Raw genomic sequence first — 24,922 nt, forward strand, 5'->3', positions numbered from 1 at the left:
TCTTCGTTTCTGTGATTTGAAGCTGCAACCGGTAGCGCTAAACTCAATTTCAGAAAGAGGATGTGCCATCTGCCTGCCTGGTGACGGTTGGGCGGATGAATCCTGTTTGATCGATTATTCCGGTCTCGTTCTCCAGGGGCTCTGCCGTCAGAATTTGACCCGCTTTTTATTGCGGGCTAAATTAGAGTATCTCTCTCCCTGTCTAATACCCCGTCAGCATTTCTGCAACGAATGCTTATTTCCTGTCGAAATATGAAATTGATTAAAAACAGACAATCTGAGTCTGATGTCAGTTCCGTTATGTCTATAAAAGAGCAGACCCATGCGACAAGCCGTGAGAGCCTACCCGAGTGATGTGTTTCCGACTACGATTAAAGAAGACGAAAATTCCGAATTCTATCAGCAGAAGCGAGCTGCTTTTTTTCGCGAGACGACAAATACTCCCTGCCTGCGACGAATTCCTGAACTGAGTAAACTGATCGATTCCGTCGTCGCCAGCTGGTATCTCGAGCCTTCATCGATCAGCAGTCGTGAATGGCATCGCATTCCCTGTCAACGGCCGCTCGGCCTGGCTGTTTTCAATCCTCAAACCAGGCAGTTGGAATCCGATCTGCAGATCGTGACCGGTCGCAATATTTCGGTGCGGGGAATCTCGTTCACCCATCCGACTCACATCTATTCCCGGGAAGTCGCGGTGACCTTTGACCTGGATAAACCAGTCAAGGAATTTTTGATCGTGCGTCTGGCCTGGAGCCGTTTCTCGGAGGAACGGGTATTTCAGAGTGGCGGTCAGTTTCTGTACCAGATTAAAGTTGATGCAGGTTGAGCAACTGTCTGTAAGCAGACTTCAGTTCCACTGAGCCAGTTCGGTACGTACTTTCTGGAGCATCAGCTTGATATCCATCTGCTCGGATTCCGGACAGCTTTTCAGGCAGCTTTCCAGAAGATCGGCCGCCAACCCCAGTTTCCTGGTTTTAAAGCTGAGTGCCGCCAGGTCTTTTCGATGTGCGTTGGACAGTGGATTCAAGGCACACAGTCTGCGTTGCACATTCCAGGCACGCGGGAAATCTTCGCGTTCTTCGTGAATCCGTTTGAGATTCAGCAGCATGCGGGTAATAATTTCCCGATGGGTGGCGGGCTTTAATACTCGCAGCAGGACATCGCGGGAAAAGTCGCCTAATTCTGCCAGATGGATGATACATTCGTTTTCGTTATAGATTGTTCCACGAGAGTAGGGATCAATGAACAACGGGCCCGACTGTGATTCATAGCGTACCAGAAACTGCATGGGGGCAGCGACCCCCTGGATCTCAATCCCCAGCTCATTGCCGACCGCCATATAAATCAGGGAGAGCGCAATAGGCAGACCCTGCTTTGTTTCGATCACATGATTCAGGTAGCTGCCTTCCGGCTGATGGTAACAGACTGTATTTCCCGTCAGCCCATGCTGTTTGGCCAGGCAGTCGACGAAGTATCTGACCAGGGTTGCGTCGTCATTGGCAAGCGCTACTTTCCCGGAGAGTTCGCAGGCGCGTTGTCGAATCCAGATTTTTACCTGTTCAAACTGCAGATCGGGTTGATCGTCGCGTGCCAGTTCCAATGCGGCAATCGTCAGGTCGACCTCTTTATCATGCAGCAGGAGTTTAGAAAATTCCTGGTCCTGTTTAAACTGGAATATTTGTGAAATGTCCATCAAAGACAAACTTGGTACTGGAGTGATTGGGTGGTATTTGCAGGAGGGTATACAGGTTGGGAGGCAGGTAGCGTCACTTATTATTTGTACCTGAATTCGGGGCAGGGCATCAATGCCATTTTTTTACGGAATGAGGAAAAGCTTTGTTCTTTGTAAAAAACACAACAGTGCAGTACCCGACCGGCACGGATCTTATCATAGTCAGTGATGCCTGGTCAAATCGGTTTGAAATAAACGTCTACTGGCCCGCCGCTTAGATTGACGCTGGCAGACCGAATCGACAAAATAAGCGAAACCCTGATATGTCAGAATAACATTGTTTGAGAGAGAGTCTGGTAAGTTTAATGCAATTTTTGCCTGTAGAAGAGCAGTTGGCAGTCCTCCAGCGTGGTGTGGAAAAGATCGTTCCTGAACAGGAACTGGCCGAAAAGTTAAAATGGAGTCGTGAAACGGGAACGCCGTTGCGGGTGAAATATGGGATCGACCCTACAGGGATTGACCTCCACTTGGGGCATACCGTTCCCATGCGAAAGATGCGTCAGTTTCAGGAACTGGGGCATCAGGCAGTCATCATCATAGGGAATTATACTGCCCTGGTCGGCGATCCCAGCGGTCGCGATGAAACCCGCGCCCGTCTGACTGCAGAACAGGTCGAAGCCAATGCCATCGACTACCTGAATCAGGTGGGTAAAGTCATCGATCTGGAAAATGCCGAAGTTGTCAGGAACGGCGACTGGTTCAGCAAAATGAACTTCGCAGATATCCTCGAACTCTGCAGTAAAGTCACCGTCGCACAACTGCTGACCCGCGATGATTTCTCAAAGCGATACCGCGAAGAAGCCGCCATTTATCTCCACGAGTGCCTGTACCCGATCATGCAGGCCTGGGATTCAGTCGAGATCAAAGCCGACATTGAATTGGGGGGCACCGAACAGCTTTACTCCTTCATGCTGGCCCGCGATCTGCAGAAAGATCAGAAACTGCGACAGCAGGTAAGCGTCATGTCACCCATTCTGGTGGGGACAGACGGTGTCCGTCGTATGGGCAAAAGCCTGGGGAACTACATCGGCATCAGCGAATCTCCATATGAGATGATGAAAAAATTCATGCAGCTCTCTGATGACAGCATGCAGATGTTTTTCGAATTACTGACCGATTTCCCTCTGGAGGAAGTCCAGACCATTCTGGCAGGTCATCCCAAAGAGGCCAAAGTTAAACTGGCGAAAACGATTATCACAGAATACCACGATGCCGCCGCGGCAGAGGATTCTGCCGATCGCTGGCAGCGGGAGATTGGTTCCGGCGGCCTGCCTGCGGAGATTCCCGTGGTCAAGTTTTCGAAGTCAGTATTAAATGAGGAAGGAACTCTGCCAGCTGCAAACTTACTCAAGCAGTTGGGCCTGTGTGCTTCCACCAGTGATGCGCGGCGTTCGATTCAGCAGGGGGGCGCCAAAATAGGGGAAGATAAGGTGAAGATCGAATCCCATGATCAGGCGATTGCAGTCGAGTCTGGTTTGTTACTCTGGGTCGGCAAGAAACGGTTCTGCCAGGTGGAACTGGTCGATTGACCTGCGAGCAAATGAAATAGACCGTCTTTTGCAGGCAATCAGGGGAAATCATTCCGCGCGGATTGCATTCGCAAGAAATACTTCGTAAAACGATGTTTTAAAGGTTAATTCAGAGATTTACGTTCTGACGTTCACAATCATAGTGTGAACAGAGACAAACTTTTTTTGAACGAAATACAGAAAGCAACAGTAATGGCAACAGGTTTTGGAATTGTCGGCTGTGGCATGATTTCGAATTTTCATGCAAAGGCACTGGAAGAGATTCGCGGTGCTAAGCTGGTCGCCTGCTTTGATCGATTCGCAGCATCAGCAGATAAGTTTGCAGAAGCGAATGGTTGCACGGCCTATCATGATTTGGATGAAATGCTGGCAGATCCCGAAGTGGATGTTGTCACCATCTGCACCCCCAGCGGGGCACACATGGATCCTGCAGTCGCTGCTGCCAAAGCAGGTAAACATGTCGTAGTCGAAAAACCACTCGAAATCACACTCAAACGCTGTGATGCAATCATCAATGCCTGCAAAAAGAATAAGGTCCAACTGGCGACCATCATGCCTTCCCGCTTTGGTGCCGCCAATCAGGAACTGAAAAAAGCGATCGACAAAGGCCGCTTCGGTAAACTGACATTAGGCGACACCTATGTCAAATGGTGGCGCACTCAAGAGTACTACGATTCCGGCGGATGGCGTGGTACCTGGGAAATGGATGGCGGCGGTGCCTACATGAATCAGGCGATTCATAACGTCGACCTGCTGTTCTGGTTCATGGGTGAAGTCGCCGATGTGAACGGCATGACCGGTACCCTGGCACACAAGCGAATCGAAGTCGAAGATACCGGCGTTGCCACCATTCGGTTCAAAAACGGTGCCCTGGGTGTGATCGAAGCGACCACCAGCGTCTTCCCCGGATTGCTCAAGAAAACTGAAATCTCTGGTACCAAAGGGACCGTGATCATCGAGCAGGACGATGTTCTGCACTGGGAGTTTGCGAAAGAGAACGCCCGCGATGAAAAGATCCGCACAGAGCTGGCCAAGAAAAGTGGCAACACCGGCGGTGCCAGTGATCCCTCTGCCATCTCTTATGCCGGACATATGGAACAGCTGAAAGACTTCATCAAGTCGATTAAAACCGGTAAGAAGCCGTTTGTCGATGGAAACGATGGCCGCAAGAGTGTGGAAATCATTCTGGCGATCTATCAGTCTTCCTGGACCGGAAAACAGGTGTCGCTGCCTCTTAAACGCGATCCCCGGATTCCGAAAGCAAAATAAAACGGAACGGATGCCAATTGAAGCAGGACGGGTTAAGGAGAGCCCGTCCTGCTTTTTTTATATCAATCGTAGTTTCACCCGCCGCGGTTCAGGTTAATTATTTCTACCACGAAAAACACGAAATCGCACGAAATTAAAAAACCAATGGGTGGGCCCGGATGCAATCCGGGCCGAGCAGAGCGAGCAGGAAACTGAGAGTGTGCTGTTCCTGAAAGTGAGCCACTGGTTTGCTCTCAGTCGTGTCATGGATTGAGGCAGGAGAGCATGCCGTGAGTGCGTATGTGTGCTCTGACAGTTTCCTGTTGTCTTCGACAACCCCGGAATTTATCCGTGGCCACCTGACGTTTTCTCCTGGCTAGTGAATTGGCGCAATTGCATAGATATTTCCCTCACTCAACCATGGGTGGGCCCGGATGTAATCCGGGCCGAGCAGAGCGAGCAGGAAACTGACAGTATGCTGTTCATGAAAGTGAGCCACTGGTTTGCTCTCAGTCGTGTCATGGATTGAGGCAGGAGAGCATGCCGTGAGTGCGTATGTGTGCTCTGGCAGTTTCCTGTTGTCTTCGACAACCCCGGATTTTATCCGTGGCCACTATTCCGTATCAATTCTGTGAAATCTTACTTTCTAATAGACAAACGAGAGATTCAGTTCTATCTTCAAAAAGTGTGAACTCAACAACAGGTCTATTTGTGGAGAAGAGCATGAGCCCCAGTCTGAATTATATAGTGCTGGTAATCACACTCTGTGTTTCTCAGATTGCCTCTGCAGAAGAAAAACAGCAGGAATCGGTAGAGGAGGCGAAACCGTTTCTGACTGTGAAACTGGTAGATCAGCAGGGGAAACCAGTAGAGGGGGCACGGGCCAGTATTTCTTCTGTGATTAATGGCTATGATCGTGAGCGGGGAGTAGGCTGGGAATTTGTCGGCCCTGAGGTCAGGTCAGATTCTGAGGGTCTGGTTCGGATTTCCAATCCTGCCCAGTTTGATTGCATGGTTTTTGCGCGTCATGCCGGTCGAAATCTCGTTGCTACTAAACGAACGGACCTGATTGAGGATCAGAAATCGCCACTAATTCTGACAATGTATCCTGAATGTCATGTTACCTGGAAGATCAAATGTAGTCAGCTCGATCAGATCGGGAAAGACGCAGGCCAGGCTCGGGGGCGTTGCTATTCCGGAGATCAGATTTGCCAAAAGTGTTTTCAGACAGGCTTAACGCTTCATTTCTTTTTGCCGCCAGGCGAATTTCGACTGATGTCGTATGGGAAACGATTCTGCCCGGTTGATAAAAAGATTGTAGTAAAAACGGGGCAAATAGAGTTTGATGCAGGTACGACAGATGCTTATGCGAGAAAGTGGATTCTGTTGGAAGGTAAGCCTGCTCCTGAAATTATTGATGTACAAGGATGGAAAAATGGGCCGATCAAGTTGTCGCAGCTCAGAGGGAAAGTGGTCATCCTGGAATTCTGGGGCTGGTGGTGTGGCCCATGCATCTACTATGGAATTCCAGAACTCTTCAAGCTACAGAAAGAGTACCCAGCTGAAGACCTGGCGATCATTGGCGTCCACACTCCTTATGGAGAAGAAGATCAGGTTACTTCGATCAAGGAACTAAATGAAAAACTGAGCAAAATCCAGAAGGATGTCTGGAAGGGAAAGCAGATCAATTTTCCTGTGGCTCTGACACGCTTTCGGAAGTTACCATACTCGCCTGGTGAAGAATCGTATGCGAATTCGAGAATGAGTGTTGAGTATGGAATTCTCAGTTTCCCGAGTGTGATTGTCATCGATCGCCAGGGAAACATTTTTGGCAGCCTAAACCTGCAGGAAAAAGCGGACCGTGACAAACTGAAGCAGCTGATCGAAGCGAAGTAAGGGTAGCGACCGGTTAAAATTCGATGTTATCCGCTCTGAGGATCGATCAACCATGTAATTGAATAGGATGACAAATATGCGATTGAGCCTGAACTGGATTATGCTGGTATCTATTCTGTTAGTTTCTCAGGTGGCTGCAGAAAAAAAACGCAGGAAACGGCAGAGGAAGCGAAACCGTTTCTGACTGTGAAACTGGTTGATCAGGAGGGGAAACCGGTCGAGGGAGCACAAACCGGGGCATCCGCTATTTTTAAAGGCTTTGATGACCAGCATGTGGGTGAATGGAGTTTTGGGCATTTTGAACTCCAGTCAGATTCCGATGGTATCATTGAGTTTCGTGACGCTGACCGATATCGAGGGCTGGTTTACGCACGGCACTCTGGGCGGGGTCTCGTTGCTGTCAAACGGACAGATCAGATTCAGGACAAGAAGTCGCCCCAGGTTCTGACGATGTATCCCGAATGTCATGTCACCTGGCAGATTAAATGTAACCAGCTGAAATCGACTGGGAAAAAGATCGGCACGATCCAGGGAGCTTGTGGTTATCAAAACCTGTTCTGTCAATGGTGTAATGGACCGGATTCGACTCTGCATTTTTTCCTGCCACCAGGTACGTTCACAATTGTGGGCCACGGGGAGCATGTGAGTCCGGTCGAAAAAACAATCGTCATCAAAGCGGGGCAAACAGAATATGATGCAGGAACAGCAGATGCCGCCGCCAAAAAGTGGATTCTATTAGAAGGCAAACCCGCCCCGGAAATTGTGGATATCAAGGAATGGAAAAATGGACCTCCCATTAAACTGTCACAGTTACGCGGGAAAGTAGTGATACTGGAGTTCTGGGGCTGGTGGTGCGGTCCTTGCGTCTACTCTGGCATTCCGCAACTTTTCAAACTACAGGACGAGTTTCCGCATGAAGATCTGGCAGTCATTGGTATCCATACTCCCTATGGTGAAGATGACGAGGTGACTTCCGTCAAAGAACTGGATCAGAAGCTGAGTAAAATTCAAAAGAATATCTGGAAGGGGCGAGAAATTGACTTCCCGGTGGCCCTCACACGCTTGCGAAAATTACCATACTCTCTCGGCGGAGAGCCAATTGCCAATTCGAAAATGAGCGTCGAATACGGGATCAACAGTTTCCCGAGTACCATTGTGATTGACCGCCAGGGGAATATTTTCGGCAATCTTAAACTGTGGAAGCAGTCTGATCGTGACAAATTGAAACAGTTGATCGAAGCGAAGTGATAAACTAACAGAGTCGACTATTACATTTCGGCAGAAAAAATCCCGCTACGGTTCGGGCTATTTATTTCTACCACGAAAAACACGAAACTGCACGAAATTAAAAAACCAATGGGTGGGCCCGGATGTAATCCGGGCCGAGCGCAGCGAGCAGGAAACTGAGAGTGAGACGTTTCTGAAAGTGAACCACTGGTTTGCTCTTAGTCGCGTCATGGATTAAGGCAGGAGAGCATGCCGTGAGTGCGTAAATCTGCTCTGACAGTTTTCTGTTGGCTTCGACAACCCCGGAATTTATCCGTGGCCATCTGACGTTTTCTCCTGGCTAGTGAATTGGCGCAATTGCATAGATATTTCCCTCACCCAACCATGGGTGGGCCCGGATGTAATCCGGGCCGAGCGTAGCGAGCAGGAAACTGAGGGTGTGACGTTCCTGAAAGTGACCCACTGATTTTCTCTCAGTCGTGTCATGGATTGAGGCAGGAGAGCATGCCGTGAGTGCGTATGTGTGCTCTGGCAGTTTCCTGTTGTCTTCGACAACCCCGGATTTTATCCGGAGGCATCCGACATTCTTCTCTCTCAACCATGGTTGTTACTTCCCACCAACCAGAATCTTTCGTGTCCGTTCGTGTTTTACGTGGTAGAAAAAAGAGAAGGTTTCAGAGTTTCCCTGATGGTGTGAAACATGTTAAACACTCACCACGCGGGCTTTATTACTCTGATTCGTATACCTGCTCAGCCTCTTTCTGCTGGCGATACGCGTGTATGACGTACATAAAGCACATGAAGTCGTACACGGTATGTGTCGTGACTGGAATCAGCAGGTTCTGAGGCGTAAAAAGAATCAGCAGCAGACTCATGTAAACGCCCATCAGTGTTGCCACGATGACGTACAGCCGCGTGATCGAATGTAATACACCAAACAGAATATTGGTGAAGATGATTGCAGCAATCACTCCGTATTGCGTTGCCCAGGATTGCAGTACGCCCCGAAACAGCATCTCTTCACCCAGGCCAATGAAGATACAGAGGATGAACAGTTCCCAGACTTTGCCGTGCTCCACGCGCGGGCCCAGTTCATCGAGCAGGAACTGCTGGATCTGTTGAAAACTCTTAATTGGCAGTTTGGCCGTCCAGAAGAAAAACAGGTACAAAGGCAGCGCAGCCAGAATGCCAATCAGCAGATCGGTCCAGCTCCAGTTGAGATTGGCAAGCGGGCTGACACCCAGTCCCCAGCCAACACCGAAGGCAATCACGATGATGCCGATCGAAATCAGCGAGCCACCCAGGATGAAAGATTGCTGGTCTTGCGCAGTCGTCTCTTCAAAATCTTCTTCTTCATCCCAATCGGCCATGGATAGTTCGTTCACTCTCTGTTTTAGGTTTGTATTGGAATTATAGCACTATCAGTCCCAATTCCAAATTCTGGTCAGTTAGCAGGATAGCCAGGTTTACCTGTTTTTACAGGAACGTCACTGTTTCAAAACTGCATCTTGCAGAAACTCACCATCTCGAATACATTTTCCCAATCTTAACAGGAAGTTTTGTGAATAGCAGGCGACTCAATAATGGTTTGTTGAGTTTCGTTCTTGATTCTGTTCAGCCCACTTATTCTTTTAAACAGAAGCGGTAGTGCAAGGATGCTGCACCGTTTACGTCAATGGCTCTGTCCTGATTTGGCGATCGATCTGGGAACGGCGAATACCATCGTCGCGATCCAGGGCGAGGGCATTGCGCTGGACGAACCCTCGGTCGTCGCGTTGCATAAAGGCAGCCGCAAGATTCTGGGCAAAGGAACGGCCGTCGGTAAACTGGCCAAGCAGATGCTGGGCCGCACTCCCGACAGTATCATTGCTGTCCGCCCCCTCAAAGAAGGGGTGATCACCGACTTTGAACTGTGTGAATCAATGCTCCGCTATTTTATTCACAAAGCCCGTCATCAGTCGCGCGGGTTGCGACCACGGGTCGTCATCGCGGTACCTGGTAGTATCACACCTGTCGAGAAAAGGGCCGTGTTTAACAGTGCCGAACGCGCCGGCGCCGGTCGTGTCTATCTCATTGAAGAATCCAAGGCGGCGGGCATCGGTGCCGGGCTGCCAATCTCAGAACCGATGGCGAGCATGGTCTGTGATATTGGTGGGGGCACCACGGAAGTCGCCATCATGAGTATGGGCGATACCGTCGTCAGTAATTCGGTTCGCATTGGCGGGGATCGATGTGACGATGCGATTGTCGAATACATGAAGCAGCATTATTCGCTACGGATTGGCGTGCAGACAGCAGAGGACTTGAAGCTGGAACTGGGCAGCGCCTATCCCCTGGAACAGGAGTTGACCGGCGAAGTCAAAGGCCTGGATATCATCAGCAGCATCCCCCGTAAAGCGATCGTCACCAGTGAAGAACTGCGCGATGCCTTGCATGGACCGCTGGAATCCATCCTGAACTGCTGTAAGCAGACCATCGAACAATGTAAGCCGGAGCTGGTCGCCGACCTGGCCGACAATGGTCTGGTCCTCACGGGTGGCGGTGCGCTGCTCCGTGGCCTGGCTTATTACATGAGCGAACAACTGGGGATTCCCGTACGCGTGGATGAGGATCCCCTGCGGACAGTCGCGCGGGGAACTGCGATCTGCCTCGAACATCTCAGCCAGTGGCGTCATGCCTTTGATAACGGCGATGGTGATTTTTAAAGGGACGGGGCTGCAGTCTATGAAACGCGAAACGCGGTTTTCGGAAATCAAACTGGTCCTGCTGGCATTGCTGGTTTCAGGCAGCCTGTATGCGATGCCGACTGCGTATTCGAGTCGACTGTATAATCTGATTCGCGATACAGCCAGGCCTGGCTTAGTCCTCGTGCAGCAGTTCAAAGCCTGGGAATCGACTGCGGCAAAACCGGACGCGTCAGACCCGCGTGTGGAACAGTTGGAGCGCCAGTTGACAGAAAGTAAACAGGCAAAGCGGCGACTGGAACTGCAGGCGCTGCAGGTCTCAGAAGAATTACAGCGTCTCAAACGGACGGGGGTTCCCAACTATCAGACACAGTCCAGCGACCGCCTGCTGGTTCCTGACCTGCTGGAAGCGCAGATTCTGGGTGAGTCCGCCATTTCACTGTTGCGGGAAGGGCAGTTCCTCAACCAGGGACGCGAGCAGGGGGTCTTCGAATCATCGTTCGTGCTGGAATCCGATTTCCCCCTGATTGATCAGGGCACAGCACAAGGCATCAAACCCGGATATGCCTTGTACGCGGGACAGGCCGTGATCGGAAAAATCGACGAGGTCGGAAGCTGGACCAGCAGCCTGATTCCCATCACATCGGTCAAGTACCGTGGCTCGGCTCGCATTGCCCGCCGCACGGAGCAGGGCTTACAGCTCGGCACCGATGGGATCCTGGTGGGACTGGGGGAAGGCAAATGCGAACTACTGCAGATTCCGCCGACTGAATCAATTCAGGTGGGACAGGATGTTTTTACGGGGGAAGTCGATCGCGAACTCCCTCTGAGCATGCAGTCCACACTCGGGCAACCCATGTATTACGGGCGCGTGATGGAAGCAGAACTGCCTCGGGGTGCACCTTACTGGAAGATAATTGTAGAGCCAGCCATCACACTGTCTGATGTCAAACAGGTCAGTGTACTGCGTCAGATAATCAATCCGCGACGGATGCTGGCGAACTGAGAGGATAGGGAGATATGAAATTATTCAGCCTGATGTTACTGGCATATGTCTGTCTGATTATTCAGATCAGCGTGGTTCCGGAACTGAGTCCCCAGGGGTATCGGCCGAACCTGATCATCATGGTAACAGGTCTGGCTTTGTTCTGGCTCCGCGATGCGCGTGTTATTCTCTGTGCACTGCTGGCGGGACTGGTCTGTGAAGCATTCGACTCTGCCATTCCCGGCACGGGAGTATTTCTGCTGACCACTCTGATCTGGCTTGCTTATCGAATACAGGTCCACTTTCAGCTACGTTCAATCTTCAGTCGATTTGTGATGCTGGCCTTTCTCTCATTTCTTTTTGACAGTCTGTTTCATGCATTGAATCGCCTGGAAGCGGGAGCAGAACTGATCTCTGAACTGACAGGCATACTACAGCAGTCAGCAGGAAACAGTCTGGAGACAGCAGTCATAGGGCTGTTACTACTGCTCAGTATCAAATTGATTCCCGTTGAACTTCGAACATCTCCCGCTGCTTCGGTCGGGTATTCCTCACAGTATTCCCGCTGATCACATTCGTCGGTTTTCTTGATTAAAATATTAACAACAGATCATCAATTAATGCGTAATCGTCCTGGCAGTAACCATCAGACTTCAGAAATCGAAGCAAGCGGCAACCCGTTTCAGGTGGATCGTCTGCCCGGTCTGCGGGTCTGTCTGTTGGGGCTGTTACTGCTGGCGCCGCTGCTGGCGGTGAGTGGGCGGCTACTGTTCATCCAGATGATGAATTCAGAGCATTTTTACTCGCAGTTTGGAAAGACAACTGAATCTTTCGAGACGATTCCCAGTCGAGACGGACGCATTGTCTCCATTGATGGACGCGTGCTGGCAATGGATGTCGAACGCTTCGACCTGCAGGTGCATTATCGCTGGCTGGAAGAGCCGCCAAATGAACGCTGGCTGAAACAGCAGGCGCTGACGCTGTTGAAGCCCCTGGAGCGTCGCCAGAAAGAAAAGGTAAAGGCCGCCCGCGACAAAGTTCTCGCACGACGTCAGCAGTTGTGGGAAGAACTGGCGCTGGTCATGCGGGTCCCGCAACAAGACCTGTTGACCTCAGGGAATGAGATACAAAAACGTGTTGAAAATATCATCGCAAGCGTGAATGAGAGAGCCGAGAAAAAGCGGACGGAGACGCAGCCAACTCAAGTGGCTGATGAAACAACAGAAACAGCGCCGGCAGATTATCCGCAGGCGTTTTGGAAACTGCTGAAAGAAACATTAACGCGACCTCCGCGACGACCACGGCGGGAACGGATTGTCGTCCGCGAAGAACTGGATTATCACACCGTCCAATCAGGGATTCCACGTGAAATTGCACTGGCCATTTCTGCGCATCCGGAACACTTTCCCGGCGTGAATATTCAGGTGGCAACCCTCCGCGAATATCCGCAGAAAACGATCGCCCCCCATGAGCTGGGAATACGACATCGCATTGATGAGAAAACCCTGGCAGCCAGGCAGCAACAGTTTCCCGACGGAGATCCATTGGATTACCAGGAAGGGGATCGCATCGGCAAAATGGGAATCGAGCGTTCGTACGATCGGTTTCTGCGTGGCCTGCGTGGCTTAAAACGCGTGGTGAAAAACCGGCAGGGTGAAATCGTTCGCAGCGAAGTCGTTCGCGAACCCAAGTCGGGCGATGATGTGGTGTTGACTTTGAATACACGGCTGCAGGGTGAGGTTCAAGATCTGCTGGATCAGTCTCTGGACGAACTGGCACAGCAGAAGGATGAGAAAGGCGCTCTCACCATTGAGCCTTCCACAGGCGGCTGTATTGTGGTTCTCGATGTGCGCAGTGGCGCGATTGTGGCAACCGCTTCCGCGCCGCGGTATGACCTGAATCTGCTGTTGAACCCTTCGCCGGAAGAATGGCAGGCGATACTGGATGATCCGCGACGTCCCCTGTTTCCCCGGGCCACACAGATGATGCTGCCTCCAGGCTCGACCTTCAAAGCACTGACTTCCATTGCGATACTGGAAAGTGGCAAGATTGATCCGGATGAGATGTATCCCTGCCGCGGTTATCTGGACCGACCTGATCGGCACCGCGACTTTATTTACCGGCACTATGGAGTCGGTCACAACGATATCAATCTCACACAAGCGTTATGCCAGTCCTGTAACGTCTACTTTTTTCAGGCGGCCCGTACGATGGGACCGGAGACGCTCTGCCACTGGGCCGATCAGCTCGGCTTCGGCAAGCCAACCGGCATTGATATTCCCGGAGAACGAGGCGGACATCTGCCCGACCCTTCACCCGGCAGGAAAAAGGGAAAGTCCCCCTGGTATCCCGGCGACACACTGGGCATCGCCATTGGTCAATCTCGGCTGACAGTGACTCCGTTACAGATTGCGCGGCTCATGGCGGTCGTTGCCAATAATGGTGAGCTGGTTGTTCCACATCTGGCTTACAGTATTGTTCCCTCGGCGGAATCGACGACGACCACCCGCCAGATCATCTCGCATCCCCAGCGTTACGTGAGCGGCATTCATCCAGATACATTGGAACGGGTGCGGGAAGGCTTGATCGACGTCGTGGCGAATCCCCACGGCACCGGTTATAAAACAGTGCGGATGAAAGAAATCTCCATCGCCGGAAAAACGGGGACCGCGGAGACCGGCGGAGGCAAAAATGATCACGCCTGGTTCGCCGGTTTTGTACCAGCCACGCGACCAAAATATGCATTTGCCGTCGTCATTGAACACGGGGGTTCCGGCAGCCGCGTTGCAGGACCTGTCGCGCAGAAACTGGTGCGGACGATGCTGGATACCGGTTTGCTTCACCCCACCAAAGCCAAACTGCAGGCGAACTGAACCCGGGCGATTCTATTTCGCTGCTTTTTTCGACGGGATCAATGCTTCCGGCTGATCGATATTCAGATAGTGCCCATGATCGGCGGTGAGAATCACGATGGTTTCATCCCAGTTGCTGTTCTGCTCCACCCAGTCCGTGATTACTTTAAACGCGGTATCACCACTTTTGACAGCGCCGATTGAGTTATCCAGATTGTTATCGTGATTGGCCCAGTCAACATCACCAGCTTCGACCAGCAGCCAGAAACCCTGCTTGTTCTGGCTGAGCACGCTGAGTGCCGACTCGGTCATATCAGCCAGTGTCGGGTTTTCTGAGACATCTGATTCAGAATAAACTTCAGCACTGTTCTTCAAACCGGGTGCCGGCTGGTAATCACCGTCTGCGGTCTGGTAAGGGAGATGAGCCGCGTATTTCTCGACACCATACACGCCCAGCAGTCGGGTTTTATTCTTGATGGCGGCAGCGGTTGCCTGTTTCAGACCGACCTTGCCTTTGACCTGAGGAGTTCTCAGAGCGACTGTATATTTTCCGCCCTGTTTGACGTCTGCCTTGTTGATGGTTTCTTCCGAGATATATTTCCAGCCGGGGACGAAGTTCTTGCCATGCGATTTGCTGCCGGTCGGTTTTTCCATCGTGCCAAAGCCTCCCCCCAGCACAACATCCATACCGGGTAATGCCTGCTGTGGATGCGAAACAGATGGTTGTCCCAGGAGGTCGCGAGCCAGATCCTGGTAGTCATTGCGGCTGACATTATGAGCATAAGCGGCCGCAGGCGTGGCGTGAGTAATCGGAACACTGGTGACCACGCCGACAGAATAACCTTTCTCCTGGGCCTCGTGTGCAATCGTCGCAACAGGTGCCCCATTGGGGTCGACGTTGATCGCGTTATTGTACGACTTGATGCCGGCCGTCATTGAGGTGGCCGTATTGGCTGAGTCCGGGTAAGCGTGTTCGCCATACTTGTTACCAGGGCTGCCAATCAGATATTTTTTATCATCGCCAGCTGTCCAGGGATTGGGGCCACCTTTTTGGGCGTTATATCCGCCTCGCATTTTTCCACCGGCGTTCAGAACGCGTTGACCGTTGACGTCCACGTTGGAGCCATCGTTGTGAGGAGCCGTGACCATGTAGCCAAACTGCGATGTGCCGTCAGCGGTATAATCCTGAAAATGGAATCCGGTTCCCCGTCCACTCTTGTATTTGTCAGCCGCGTTGTAATACAGGGCGGCGGCGCGCGTAGTATCCCAGTCCATTCCGTCGAACACAAACAGGATAATATTCTTTTTGCCTGCTTTGAGAGCCGCCTCCTGGATAGCATAGAGGTTGGTCTGGTCCAGATATTTGGCTTTCGGATTCAGAGTATTTTCAGGCAAAAATCCATAAATAGCTTCGAGTTTTTTTTCATCGCGATAAGGGCTGTTTTTCCCTTTGTAAGACTTCAGATTATAACCGGGAACTCCATTTTTGGTCCCGAAGGTGTAAACCGGGATCAGTCGCAGCGAATGACTGGACCACTGGGTATAGTTTTTCGGATCAAAGCCCCAGTGCGCCACCGGGCTCTTTTTATTTTTGATGGCTGCGGTCTGGATCTTTCGAATGTGATCTTCATCCGGTTTTTCCGCCTGGGCAGGAGTCACATTAAGAAGCAGGATCAGCGACAACAGGCTGGAAGTGACAGCAAAATTCATGGAAGCCTCTGGGTATCGATAAAAGCAGAATCGTTCTTGATGAAAACTGGCGGGAGTCAAATCATTATAGCCGCAGCCCGATACTGTTTGTAAAGCGCGTGGTGTGAAGCCTCAGTTAAGTTTTGGATATTGCAGCGTCAGAAACCCATTCCCAACTGACGGTCAATCAAAATATCCCGGAACGGATTTGTATGTACAGTATTGCTTGGCCTTTCTTGGATCGGGTCAGAGCCAGTCATTTTGAGTAAGATTGAGAACGGTTAGATCAAAAGAACCTATACTAACGGTACAAGTTGCCTGATAATTGTGCAAAATATGGGAATGGTATATGTTTTGCATTATTAAGATATTCTGTATTACCATAGAATCTTCAAGGAATGACTAACTCAGATCAGGAAAATAAGATGACTCCTCGGGAAGTGCTCGCCCTCTGTCGTGAAAAAGAAATTCAGGCCGTAGATTTACGGTTTATGGATTTTCCCGGAACTCAAAAACATTTCACTATTCCTGCTAAGATATTGGCAGAGAAGAGTTTCGAAGATGGCTTTGGTTTCGATGGCTCCTCAATGCGTGGCTGGAAAGCGATAAATGAAAGCGACATGCTGGTTGTTCCCCAACCGGATACCGCCTTCGTGGATCCCTTTATGTCCAATACCCTGGTGATGACCTGTAATATTCAGGACCCGATTACCCGGGAAGACTATGCCAAAGATCCGCGCAATGTTGCCCGAAAAGCAGAAAGCTACATGCGGTCGACAAAAATTGCCGATGTGGCCAATTTTGGACCCGAAGCAGAGTTCTTTATCTTCGATGACGTGCGCTTCGATCAGAACGAGCACGAATGCTATTACCATGTGGACAGTATCGAGGGGCAGTGGAATCGCGGCAAAGCAGGTAGCTCCTCCAATGCCGGTTATAAAATTCGCCATAAGGAAGGTTACTTCCCCGTACCGCCCGCGGACACCCTGCAGGAAGCCCGCACCGAGATGATGCTGGCGCTGATGGAGTGTGGCGTCGATGTCGAAGCACAGCACCACGAAGTGGCGACCGGCGGTCAGTGCGAAATCGATATGAAATACGCGCCGCTGTTAAAGACCGCTGACAATCTGTTGCGGTACAAATACATCGTCAAAAACGTCGCCGTCAGGCATGGCAAAACTGCGACCTTCATGCCTAAGCCGTTATGGAATGACAACGGTTCCGGACTGCATCTGCATATGTCGCTCTGGAAAGAAGGCAAGCCATTATTCGCAGGTTCACGCTATGGCGGACTCAGCGAGATGGGCATGTACGCCATGGGGGGGATCCTCAAACATGCGCCGGCGCTGTTTGCCTTCTGCTGTCCGACCACGAACAGTTACAAACGTCTGATTGCCGGTTTTGAAGCACCCATCAATCTGACCTATAGTTACCGCAATCGATCGGCGGCGATCCGCATTCCCGTGCACAGTCCCCACCCTGAAAACAAACGGTTTGAATTCCGCTGCCCCGATTCCTCTTCCAACCCCTACCTGGCGATGTCGGCGGTATTAATGGCGATGCTGGACGGGATTCAGAACAAGATCGACCCCGGACACCCCCTGGAAAAAGATATCTACGATCTGAAACCGGACGAACTGGCCGAACTCCCCAGCGTGCCTGATTCACTGGAACATGCACTGCAGGCATTACGCGATGACCATAAGTTTCTGCTGACCGGCGATGTCTTCACCGAAGATGTCATCGATACCTGGATCTGGTACAAAACCAATCAGGAAGTCGCTGCGCTGCGTGAGCGCCCCCATCCGTACGAATTCGCGATGTACTACGATATTTAAATCGGCGATATCCAGGCTCAAAAAAACTTTCAACTCGCGTCCGAGCACGTTGCGCAGGAGACGAAAACCGCGTTTTCTGCTGTCTTGACGAGTCTGTTGTGGTACCATGTTTGATGCCGGGGTTTTGACCCTGCTTTCTGTAACCAGCTTCAAACACGATATTCCGTTCCCGGAGAAGTCCTCATGAAACGTGCCTCTGGTATACTGTTCTTTCTTGTATTACTGCTTTCCAACCAGTCTGGACGTGCAGGCGAGACAGGACTGCACGATGGCTGGCAGGCGATGACGCCTCGCGAAGAACTGCGTCCTGATATTTCCTGGAAAGCGGACGCCGGCCCCGATCAACGCGGCGCCTTTCTCATTCAGGCGGATGGCCGTGAAGGTTTGATGGGACACATTCAGAAGGCGTTCCCCGTCGAAGGGGGAAAGACTTATGAATTCAGGGCACTGCGAAAAAACGAAGGCATCGACCTGGTCCGCCGTGCTGGAACAGCACGTCTGATCTGGCTGGATCAAAACGGAAAACGTGTCACGCGGGATAACCCCTCGTTCGCCTCTTATCGACCGGGAGAACATCCCCGGGCGGAACCGGAATTTCCCGGAGACCAGGAAACAAACGCCGGCTGGACAAAGGTCGCCGGTATTTACCGTGCTCCTGTAAAAGCGACGCAGGTTCAAGTGGAATTACATTTTCGCTGGGGCCCACCCCATTCACAAATTCTGTGGAGCGATATCAGTTTAAAACAGACCAAAGATTTAAAGCCCCGCATCGTACGCCTGGCGACAATCCATCATCGTCCCCAGGCAGGGAAAAAACCGAGTGACAAACCCGCCCAGTTCGCGGAGTTGATTGAGCAGGCCGCGGAGCAGAATGCAGATCTGGTCGTGCTCCCCGAATCCATTACGGTTTTCGGCACCGGGCTGACCTATGCCGAAACCGCGGAGCCGATCCCGGGGCCTTCCACTAAGTACTTTGGTGAGCTGGCTAAAAAACACGATTTGTATATTGTCGTCGGTCTTTACGAACGGGCAGCGCATCTGGTTTATAATGTCGCTGTGTTGATTGGTCCCGACGGAAAAATGGTCGGCAAGTATCGCAAAGTCACCCTTCCCCGCGGCGAGATCGAAGGGGGCGTCACACCGGGGAACGAGTATCCCGTGTTTGAAACCCGTTTCGGAAAAGTCGGCATGATGATCTGCTACGACGGCTTCTTTCCGGAAGTCGCCCGGGAACTGAGCAAGAATGGAGCCGAGGTCATCGCCTGGCCGGTCTGGGGCTGCAATCCCCTGCTTGGTGCCGCACGCGCCTGTGAAAATCATGTGTACGTCATCAGCAGCACCTACACGGATACCTCTTCCAACTGGATGATTTCCGCGATTTACGGACATGACGGCAAGCCACTGGCACAGGCGAAAGAATGGGGCACCATCGCAATTACCGAGGTGGATCTGAATCACCCGTTGTACTGGCAGAGCCTGGGAGATTTTAAATCTCAGATCGAACGCCATCGTCCGATTGTGGAGACGAAACCCTGACGCTATTTGGAGTCACGCGGCTGCGATGAATCAGATGCGAATATTCCTACGGAGCATTCACGACATTACCCGTAGTATTGACGGTGATACCGTTATTGTTGGCTGAGAGACCCGAGAGGTCCTGGATTCTGATAATGCCTCCAGAATTCGTCGTGAAGTCGAATGGTTTGTGAGCCGTATTACCAAAGATTGACATGGTCAAATCAGAGCCGGCGTTTTCCGAATAGATCAGCAGGTCGCCACTTGTGCCTGCATTGTCTGCAAAGATATTCTGAGTGACCCGCATATTTGCCGCTGCCCCGTTTTTCACATCGACACGCACATTAAACAGGTTGGGGCCGATCCTGTTACTGGTGATGAAAAAGTCATGGTTCGTCCCCTGGTTTATTTCGGCAATCAGGCCGTAATAAAAGACGTTAGAGTCGGTGTAGTCAGAGAGGATATTATTATTGACGGTGGTTGTTGTGGCTCCGCTGGTCTGATAGTTCAGCCAGATTCCTCTGCCGTTCGTGGCATGATCGTTGCTGACGATCTGGTTATTAGAGATATCTGTATTTGCCGACCCGTTCAGATAACTGACATAGATTCCATTGAAAACGGCTGATCCAGCAATACTGTCGTCGTCGTTCATGATGATGTTGTCAGTGATCGTCGTCTGTGCGAAACCAGTAGAACTACCCGAATATCTGACTCCACCAGCCAGCGAGAAGTCGACACCGGAGATCTGGTTGTTGCGAATCCGGGTTGTAATATTACCGGCAGTCGTGGAGACGTTAATCCCGTTGTCAGAAGTCTGCACGAGACTGGAAATGATATTGTTGTCGATGGTCAGATCAGTATCGCCGTTGAGTTCCACGCTAATCGCGTCATCAAAGGCTGTAGAAACACTTTTAATCGTGTTATTGCTGACCGTAATGTTTCCGGAACTGTCTTCGATCTCGATGGCATCATCGCTGACGTCCTGCAGGGTATTGTTCTGAATGGTAATTCCCTGCGAGTTTTCGATGGCAATACCGGATGTTGAGCCGTTTAAAATCGTATTATTGGCAATCGTTATATTCTGTACGCCATCCGCTATGACAGCCGGGTTGGCACTGCCGCTGGTAATATTAAACCCGGACAGCACACTGTTATTTGCCAGGATGAAACTTCCTGTGACCTGGGGAGTCAGTCCGGTATTCGAATCGGGCAGACTGACCTGTCCGATCTGGGTGTTTAAAAACTGGCTTGGACCGGACGAGAGGACCTGGGTTTGATCGGCGAGAGTGAATGTGCCGGTTTCCGAATCCCCCCGGTGGTCGTAGACTACGACATCACCGGCCTGCGTCCGCGGATCGGCAAAGGCGGCTGCTAACGTGGCATACGGATCTTCGTAAGAGCCATCGCTGTTCCCTCCACTGGCGACGTGCATGAAGTAATACGGGTTCCCCGTGGCAGGATTGATCAGCAGTCCCCCATTGGGATCCTGGATGGACTGGTTGTCGACCACTATGCTGCGGAGACGTTCCGGCGATTCTCCCAGCCGATCGCGGGCGGGGATGTCGGCTTTGAGTCCATCGCGCCGTCCCGTGATACTCGGCCATGTGATCGAAACAGAAAAGTTGACCGTCGTATTGAATACGCGATCGTTTTGCACACCCAGGTTCAAAGCGACCCTGTCTGAAATGCGATTCTCCACACGGGTTTTCCAGCCCCATGCCTGCTGACTGCCCGGTGCCTGAAAATGATACCAGCCGGCAAACGCCCGCACATCCATCGAGTCACTGGTCAAAATTTTTCGTCCCGCTTCCATATCCACGCCGGTCATCGCGGCCTGGTAGTAGCGGGTTAGAATTCCGCCATAGAGATAATGCCCGACAAACTGACTGGGCCCGCCCAGGGTGTGTGATGTGCCGACCAGTGAGCGTCTGCTGCCTGTAGGCACATACCAGTTCATACGGGCATCCCACAGGTCACCCAGTGTTTCAATACCGCCTGAGACCTGGCTGAAATTACGTGTGCCTGTGTCGCGGGTATCATAATAAACATATCCGCCGATGGTGCGTCCCCATTCCGGCAGATACTGCCGGGCACCAAGGCCGATATTAGAACCCAGGTTCTGATTCTGGTCATCCAGCAGCAGTCGTGCGTCGAGAAAGGTGAGCCAGTTGCCGTCTTCTGCTTCGAGCAGAGGCAGGAAGCCATCCAGTGAGGAGAGTCCTCCGATTCGACCAATGGTATCACCGGCCTGATAGCGGTAGCCGAAATGCGGTTGGTAACGCCTGAACCAGGCCGAGTCGCCAAAGAGTTCTGACACATTACCGTTCACGTTTTGTGATTCCGGGGCCGGGAGAACCTCAGAAGTGTCAGCCAGCAGCGAGCCGGGGACACAAATCAAAATCAGCAGCCCGATATAGAACGATTTCATGGAGTCCATTCCACTTGATGCAACACATTACTTTCAAAACCTATGGAAATCTTCGACGAGGAAACGAGAGGTCTAGAGAATAGTTCAGAAAAAACATGTGTGAACAAGCGGCCTGTTCCGGTTAGTTAAAACAGGATGGGTAGTGAGCTGTTCGGCTCACAACAAGCTGTCAGATCATTGATTCAACAAAGATCAGGGAGTGTTCTGGATGGTTCCGCCGCCTAACAGGTTGATGGTGGCGCCATTGTTGTTTACAGACAGATTGGTCAAATCTTCCACATTGATGGTACCGCCCACACCGGCGAAGAAGTCCAGTGCAGTGTCCGTAGTATTCCCTGTGACATCCATAAAGATCGTATCGGGTGAGAAGATAGCGACATCCAGGCCACGTCCGCCGACGCCGGCACTGCCATTTAACCGGTTGTTTTGCACCTGCACATTCGCAGAGGCGCCCGCGCCGTTATCCATCAGGATCTCAATTCCGTCATCAAAGATTCCACCGGATTGTGCGATCTGGTTGTTGTTGATGAAGACACTGTTGTTCGTACCTCGATCGATGTCAATGGCGATACCGTCGCCGAACAAAGCAGCAAGGTTATCGTCGGAGATCGTGTTTTGATTGATTGTGGTATTTGTGGCTCCGGTGGTATCCAGATTGAGATAGATCCCTGCGCCAAACAGGTTGACCAGGTCATCCGAGTCGATGGTGTTTTGCGAAATTATTGTGGTGGCGGAACCATTGTTATACCGCACGTCAATCCCGTTACCGAAGACACCTGCCGTATTTTGGATGGTATTGCCGGTAATAGTAGTGTTCATGACGCCGGTCGAGTTACCTGTATATACAATTGCGTCACCAAATGCGTTCGCGATACTGGTGATCTGGTTGTCTCGAATTTGTGTTTTCACATTTCCGGAACTGACATTCACTCTAATGGCTTGACCGGCAAGCGCAATCACACTGGTAATGGTGTTATTGTCGATGTCAACATTCGCATTTCCATTGAGGGTGACATCAATACCTGTAGCGAAACCGGTCACAATACTTCGGATCGTGTTATCACTGATGGTGCCGTTTCCAATACCACTCACCGAAATGGCATCAGAGTCGGCATTGTTGATCGTATTGGAAGAGAAATTGAAGTTCTCAACATTCAATCCGATGATACCATATGTCGTTGGTGAGTTGATGGTAGTGTTTTTGATGGTGATATTCTTCGAGTCAGCAATTTGGACGGCAGAGAATCCACTGTTATCGAGTGTTCCGCCGTTGAGTGTGACGCTCCCTGTGACATTTTTGATATCGAGTGGCGCCAGAGTGGTGTTATTAGTGTTCAACTCAGCAATAGTGATATTCGCGGAGCTGTCGTCGATATCAACGGCCGTCGATCCATTGGTGGTTGTGATTTGACCGAACTCAATTGTTCCGCCAGAATTCGCAATGACGACTGCATTGCCATTCGTATTCGTAATGGAGCTGTTGGTAAAGGTCACGTCAGCCGCATTTGAACTCCCCGTAATTGAAACGCCCAGCCCATCTGTTTTCGTAAGAGGGGTTTGATCGAACGTCGCGGGGCCGGTTAAGTTTGTCAGGCTGATTGCCGTACCAGCTCCGTTATGATTGATCGTATTGTTCGAGACCATCAGGTTCCCCACGCCATTGGCAATAATCGAAGAACCGGCACCAGTGGTGGTGATATCAAACCCGGACAGCACGCTGCGGTTATTCAGAGTGAAGCTACCCGTGATATCGGGGTTGATGCCAGTGCCGGAGTCAGGCAACTGGATCTGGCCGATGGTGGAAGTGATGAACTGCGTCGGTCCTGCTGAAAGGACCTGCGTGTTGTTTGCGAGAGTAAAGTCGCCTGTTTCCATACCGTTGCGGTGATCGTAGACAACCACATTACCCTGTTGTGTACGCGGATCAGCAAAGGCAGCGGCCAGTGTTGCATACGGGTCTTCATAAGAACCGTCGCTGTTGCCGCCGGTAGCCACGTGCATGAAGTAAAAAGGCAATCCCGTGGTAGGATCGATGACAAGGCCGCCATCCGGATCCTGGATTTCCTGATTGGCAACGACAATGCTGCGGAGCCGTTCGGGGCTTTCACCCAGTCGATCCCAGGCTTTCAGGTCAGAACGGGGGCCTCCCCGCAGGCCAGTGATACTGGGCCACTGAATGCCGACTGCAAAGTTGACGGTCGTATTGAAAACTCGATCGTTCTGCACGCCCAGATTCAATGAAACCACATCAGAGATGCGGCTCTCAATCCGGGATTTCCAACCCCAGGCCTGTTGACTGCCTTTGGCCTGAAAATGGTACCAGCCTGCATAGGCGCGAAGGTCCATCGATTCGTTGGAGTAGAATTTGGCACCTGCTTCCATATCCAGACCTTTCATCGCGGCCTGATAGTAACGGGTAAATGTTCCACCCGTCAGATAGTGGCCGACGAATTTATAGCTCCCGCCACTGGTGTGTGTTGTTCCATACTGATTACGTGTCTGGCCGGTAGGAACATACCAGTTGAGCCGCGCATCCCAGATGTCTCCCAGAGTTTCGATACCGCCGGAGACCTGATCGAAGTTGGCATAACCTGCGTCACGGGTGTCGTAGTAAATATAGGCCCCGATGGTGCGTTGATATTCGGGTATATATTGACGGGCACCGACGCCAACATTCGAACCCAGATTATGATTGTCGTCACCCAGCAGCAGCCGCGCATCGATGAAGGTCAGCCAGTCGCTGTCTTCCCCTTCCAGCAGTGGGAAGAAAGCATCAAAGGAGGAAAGTCCGCCGATGCGTCCGATGGTGTCACCAGCTTCGTAGCGGTAACCGAAATGGGGTCGATAACGGCCGAACCAGCCAGAATCTCCGAACAGTTCAGAGGCATCCCCGCCATAGTTTTCATTTTCGAACCCCGGCTCTTCATAGGCCGGATCAACAGGCTGGGCAAGGAGCATACCTGGCACGCAGAGCGTGAGCAGAAAAGCAAAACAAACACGTTTCATGGAATCCATTCCGTTATAGACGTAAAGTTATAAGTTCTTTCGTCACAACAAAATGTAGGGCTGAAGCGGTTCTTTCAGGTAGGGGATCTAATGTTGATTGCTTTGCTGGTCAGGAAGGATAGGTTAAGGTTGCCGATTGGCTTGAGTATTCACCCTGGAATGCATCACATCTCTCCTACGATGATACGCGATCCCAATACTCCTTGAGACACAACAGTAACACTGAACACAGTCTGACTTGAGAGGCTGCAATTCAGCTACAAAGGATTGATGCAAACAACTGCTATTTCGAT

At 51.3% G+C, this 24,922-nt stretch carries 16 protein-coding genes; 11 read left to right on the forward strand and 5 right to left on the reverse strand.

Going from position 1 to position 24,922, the window contains the following annotated elements:
- The first annotated feature begins 322 nt into the window (after positions 1 to 322).
- Positions 323 to 826, forward strand: coding sequence for a hypothetical protein (locus ACN0YH_RS23255; protein WP_417381986.1), 504 nt, complete (start codon positions 323 to 325; stop codon positions 824 to 826).
- A gap of 21 nt (positions 827 to 847) precedes the next feature.
- Here the strand turns inward: ACN0YH_RS23255 and ACN0YH_RS23260 are convergent, their stop codons facing one another.
- Positions 848 to 1,693 (reverse strand): SirB1 family protein, encoded by an 846-nt coding sequence (locus ACN0YH_RS23260; protein WP_417381987.1) that lies wholly within the window; start codon positions 1,691 to 1,693, stop codon positions 848 to 850.
- A gap of 344 nt (positions 1,694 to 2,037) precedes the next feature.
- Between ACN0YH_RS23260 and tyrS the strand changes: the two genes are divergently transcribed.
- The 4 genes from tyrS to ACN0YH_RS23280 all read left to right on the forward strand — a co-directional run bounded on the left by tyrS (position 2,038) and on the right by ACN0YH_RS23280 (position 7,653).
- The gene (gene tyrS, locus ACN0YH_RS23265; protein WP_417381988.1) at positions 2,038 to 3,261 is read left to right on the forward strand and encodes a tyrosine--tRNA ligase; all 1,224 of its coding nucleotides are present in this window, start codon (positions 2,038 to 2,040) and stop codon (positions 3,259 to 3,261) included.
- Positions 3,262 to 3,453: 192 nt separating this feature from the next.
- Complete coding sequence (locus ACN0YH_RS23270; RefSeq protein WP_417381989.1) at positions 3,454 to 4,530, forward strand: Gfo/Idh/MocA family protein; 1,077 nt, start codon at positions 3,454 to 3,456, stop codon at positions 4,528 to 4,530.
- Between the two features lie 702 nt (positions 4,531 to 5,232).
- Complete coding sequence (locus ACN0YH_RS23275) at positions 5,233 to 6,405, forward strand: TlpA family protein disulfide reductase (RefSeq protein ID WP_417381990.1); 1,173 nt, start codon at positions 5,233 to 5,235, stop codon at positions 6,403 to 6,405.
- Positions 6,406 to 6,591: 186 nt separating this feature from the next.
- The gene (locus ACN0YH_RS23280) at positions 6,592 to 7,653 is read left to right on the forward strand and encodes a TlpA disulfide reductase family protein (protein ID WP_417381991.1); all 1,062 of its coding nucleotides are present in this window, start codon (positions 6,592 to 6,594) and stop codon (positions 7,651 to 7,653) included.
- A gap of 707 nt (positions 7,654 to 8,360) precedes the next feature.
- Here ACN0YH_RS23280 and ACN0YH_RS23285 read toward each other — a convergent pair.
- Complete coding sequence (locus ACN0YH_RS23285; protein ID WP_417381992.1) at positions 8,361 to 9,002, reverse strand: CPBP family intramembrane glutamic endopeptidase; 642 nt, start codon at positions 9,000 to 9,002, stop codon at positions 8,361 to 8,363.
- A 285-nt stretch (positions 9,003 to 9,287) separates the two neighbouring features.
- Here ACN0YH_RS23285 and ACN0YH_RS23290 point away from each other — a divergent pair, with 285 nt between their 5' ends.
- The 4 genes from ACN0YH_RS23290 to ACN0YH_RS23305 are packed head-to-tail and all read left to right on the forward strand — an operon-like array spanning position 9,288 to position 14,174.
- Positions 9,288 to 10,337 (forward strand): rod shape-determining protein, encoded by a 1,050-nt coding sequence (locus ACN0YH_RS23290; RefSeq protein WP_417381993.1) that lies wholly within the window; start codon positions 9,288 to 9,290, stop codon positions 10,335 to 10,337.
- Between the two features lie 19 nt (positions 10,338 to 10,356).
- Positions 10,357 to 11,322: a rod shape-determining protein MreC gene (locus ACN0YH_RS23295; RefSeq protein WP_417381994.1), complete on the forward strand. Its 966-nt coding sequence runs from the start codon at positions 10,357 to 10,359 to the stop codon at positions 11,320 to 11,322.
- 14 nt (positions 11,323 to 11,336) lie between these two features.
- A complete protein-coding gene (locus ACN0YH_RS23300) occupies positions 11,337 to 11,870 on the forward strand; it encodes a hypothetical protein (protein WP_417381995.1) in 534 nt (177 codons plus the stop codon).
- 51 nt (positions 11,871 to 11,921) lie between these two features.
- The gene (locus ACN0YH_RS23305; RefSeq protein WP_417381996.1) at positions 11,922 to 14,174 is read left to right on the forward strand and encodes a penicillin-binding transpeptidase domain-containing protein; all 2,253 of its coding nucleotides are present in this window, start codon (positions 11,922 to 11,924) and stop codon (positions 14,172 to 14,174) included.
- Between the two features lie 12 nt (positions 14,175 to 14,186).
- On the opposite strand, the gene ACN0YH_RS23310 is transcribed toward ACN0YH_RS23305, so the two are convergent.
- Entirely contained in the window at positions 14,187 to 15,863 is a 1,677-nt protein-coding gene (locus tag ACN0YH_RS23310) for an alkaline phosphatase (protein WP_417381997.1), read from the reverse strand.
- Positions 15,864 to 16,267: 404 nt separating this feature from the next.
- Here ACN0YH_RS23310 and glnA point away from each other — a divergent pair, with 404 nt between their 5' ends.
- Both glnA and ACN0YH_RS23320 read left to right on the forward strand, forming a co-directional pair.
- A complete protein-coding gene (gene glnA, locus ACN0YH_RS23315; RefSeq protein WP_417381998.1) occupies positions 16,268 to 17,680 on the forward strand; it encodes a type I glutamate--ammonia ligase in 1,413 nt (470 codons plus the stop codon).
- Between the two features lie 183 nt (positions 17,681 to 17,863).
- Positions 17,864 to 19,216, forward strand: coding sequence for a carbon-nitrogen hydrolase family protein (locus ACN0YH_RS23320; RefSeq protein WP_417381999.1), 1,353 nt, complete (start codon positions 17,864 to 17,866; stop codon positions 19,214 to 19,216).
- 46 nt (positions 19,217 to 19,262) lie between these two features.
- Here the strand turns inward: ACN0YH_RS23320 and ACN0YH_RS23325 are convergent, their stop codons facing one another.
- Positions 19,263 to 21,623 carry a right-handed parallel beta-helix repeat-containing protein gene (locus tag ACN0YH_RS23325; RefSeq protein WP_417382000.1) on the reverse strand — a complete coding sequence of 787 codons (2,361 nt, stop codon included), beginning with the start codon at positions 21,621 to 21,623 and terminating at the stop codon, positions 19,263 to 19,265.
- 192 nt (positions 21,624 to 21,815) lie between these two features.
- On the reverse strand, positions 21,816 to 24,629 hold the full coding sequence (locus tag ACN0YH_RS23330; RefSeq protein WP_417382001.1) for a beta strand repeat-containing protein: 2,814 nt from the start codon (positions 24,627 to 24,629) through the stop codon (positions 21,816 to 21,818).
- Positions 24,630 to 24,922: the final 293 nt, after the last annotated feature.

It is taken from the genome of Gimesia sp. (assembly GCF_048262075.1).
In the GTDB taxonomy this organism is placed as follows: Bacteria; Planctomycetota; Planctomycetia; order Planctomycetales; family Planctomycetaceae; genus Gimesia.

Excerpts from the sequence above, each read along its gene's own strand:
- ACN0YH_RS23260 (WP_417381987.1), bottom strand. The coding sequence starts at position 1,693 with ATGGACATTTCACAAATATTCCAGTTTAAACAGGACCAGGAATTTTCT.
- glnA (WP_417381998.1), top strand. The coding sequence starts at position 16,268 with ATGACTCCTCGGGAAGTGCTCGCCCTCTGTCGTGAAAAAGAAATTCAG.
- ACN0YH_RS23275 (WP_417381990.1), top strand. The coding sequence starts at position 5,233 with ATGAGCCCCAGTCTGAATTATATAGTGCTGGTAATCACACTCTGTGTT.
- ACN0YH_RS23305 (WP_417381996.1), top strand. The coding sequence starts at position 11,922 with ATGCGTAATCGTCCTGGCAGTAACCATCAGACTTCAGAAATCGAAGCA.
- ACN0YH_RS23325 (WP_417382000.1), bottom strand. The coding sequence starts at position 21,623 with ATGAAATCGTTCTATATCGGGCTGCTGATTTTGATTTGTGTCCCCGGC.
- ACN0YH_RS23330 (WP_417382001.1), bottom strand. The coding sequence starts at position 24,629 with ATGAAACGTGTTTGTTTTGCTTTTCTGCTCACGCTCTGCGTGCCAGGT.
- tyrS (WP_417381988.1), top strand. The coding sequence starts at position 2,038 with ATGCAATTTTTGCCTGTAGAAGAGCAGTTGGCAGTCCTCCAGCGTGGT.
- ACN0YH_RS23310 (WP_417381997.1), bottom strand. The coding sequence starts at position 15,863 with ATGAATTTTGCTGTCACTTCCAGCCTGTTGTCGCTGATCCTGCTTCTT.
- ACN0YH_RS23290 (WP_417381993.1), top strand. The coding sequence starts at position 9,288 with ATGCTGCACCGTTTACGTCAATGGCTCTGTCCTGATTTGGCGATCGAT.
- ACN0YH_RS23300 (WP_417381995.1), top strand. The coding sequence starts at position 11,337 with ATGAAATTATTCAGCCTGATGTTACTGGCATATGTCTGTCTGATTATT.
- ACN0YH_RS23285 (WP_417381992.1), bottom strand. The coding sequence starts at position 9,002 with ATGGCCGATTGGGATGAAGAAGAAGATTTTGAAGAGACGACTGCGCAA.
- ACN0YH_RS23255 (WP_417381986.1), top strand. The coding sequence starts at position 323 with ATGCGACAAGCCGTGAGAGCCTACCCGAGTGATGTGTTTCCGACTACG.
- ACN0YH_RS23320 (WP_417381999.1), top strand. The coding sequence starts at position 17,864 with ATGAAACGTGCCTCTGGTATACTGTTCTTTCTTGTATTACTGCTTTCC.
- ACN0YH_RS23295 (WP_417381994.1), top strand. The coding sequence starts at position 10,357 with ATGAAACGCGAAACGCGGTTTTCGGAAATCAAACTGGTCCTGCTGGCA.
- ACN0YH_RS23270 (WP_417381989.1), top strand. The coding sequence starts at position 3,454 with ATGGCAACAGGTTTTGGAATTGTCGGCTGTGGCATGATTTCGAATTTT.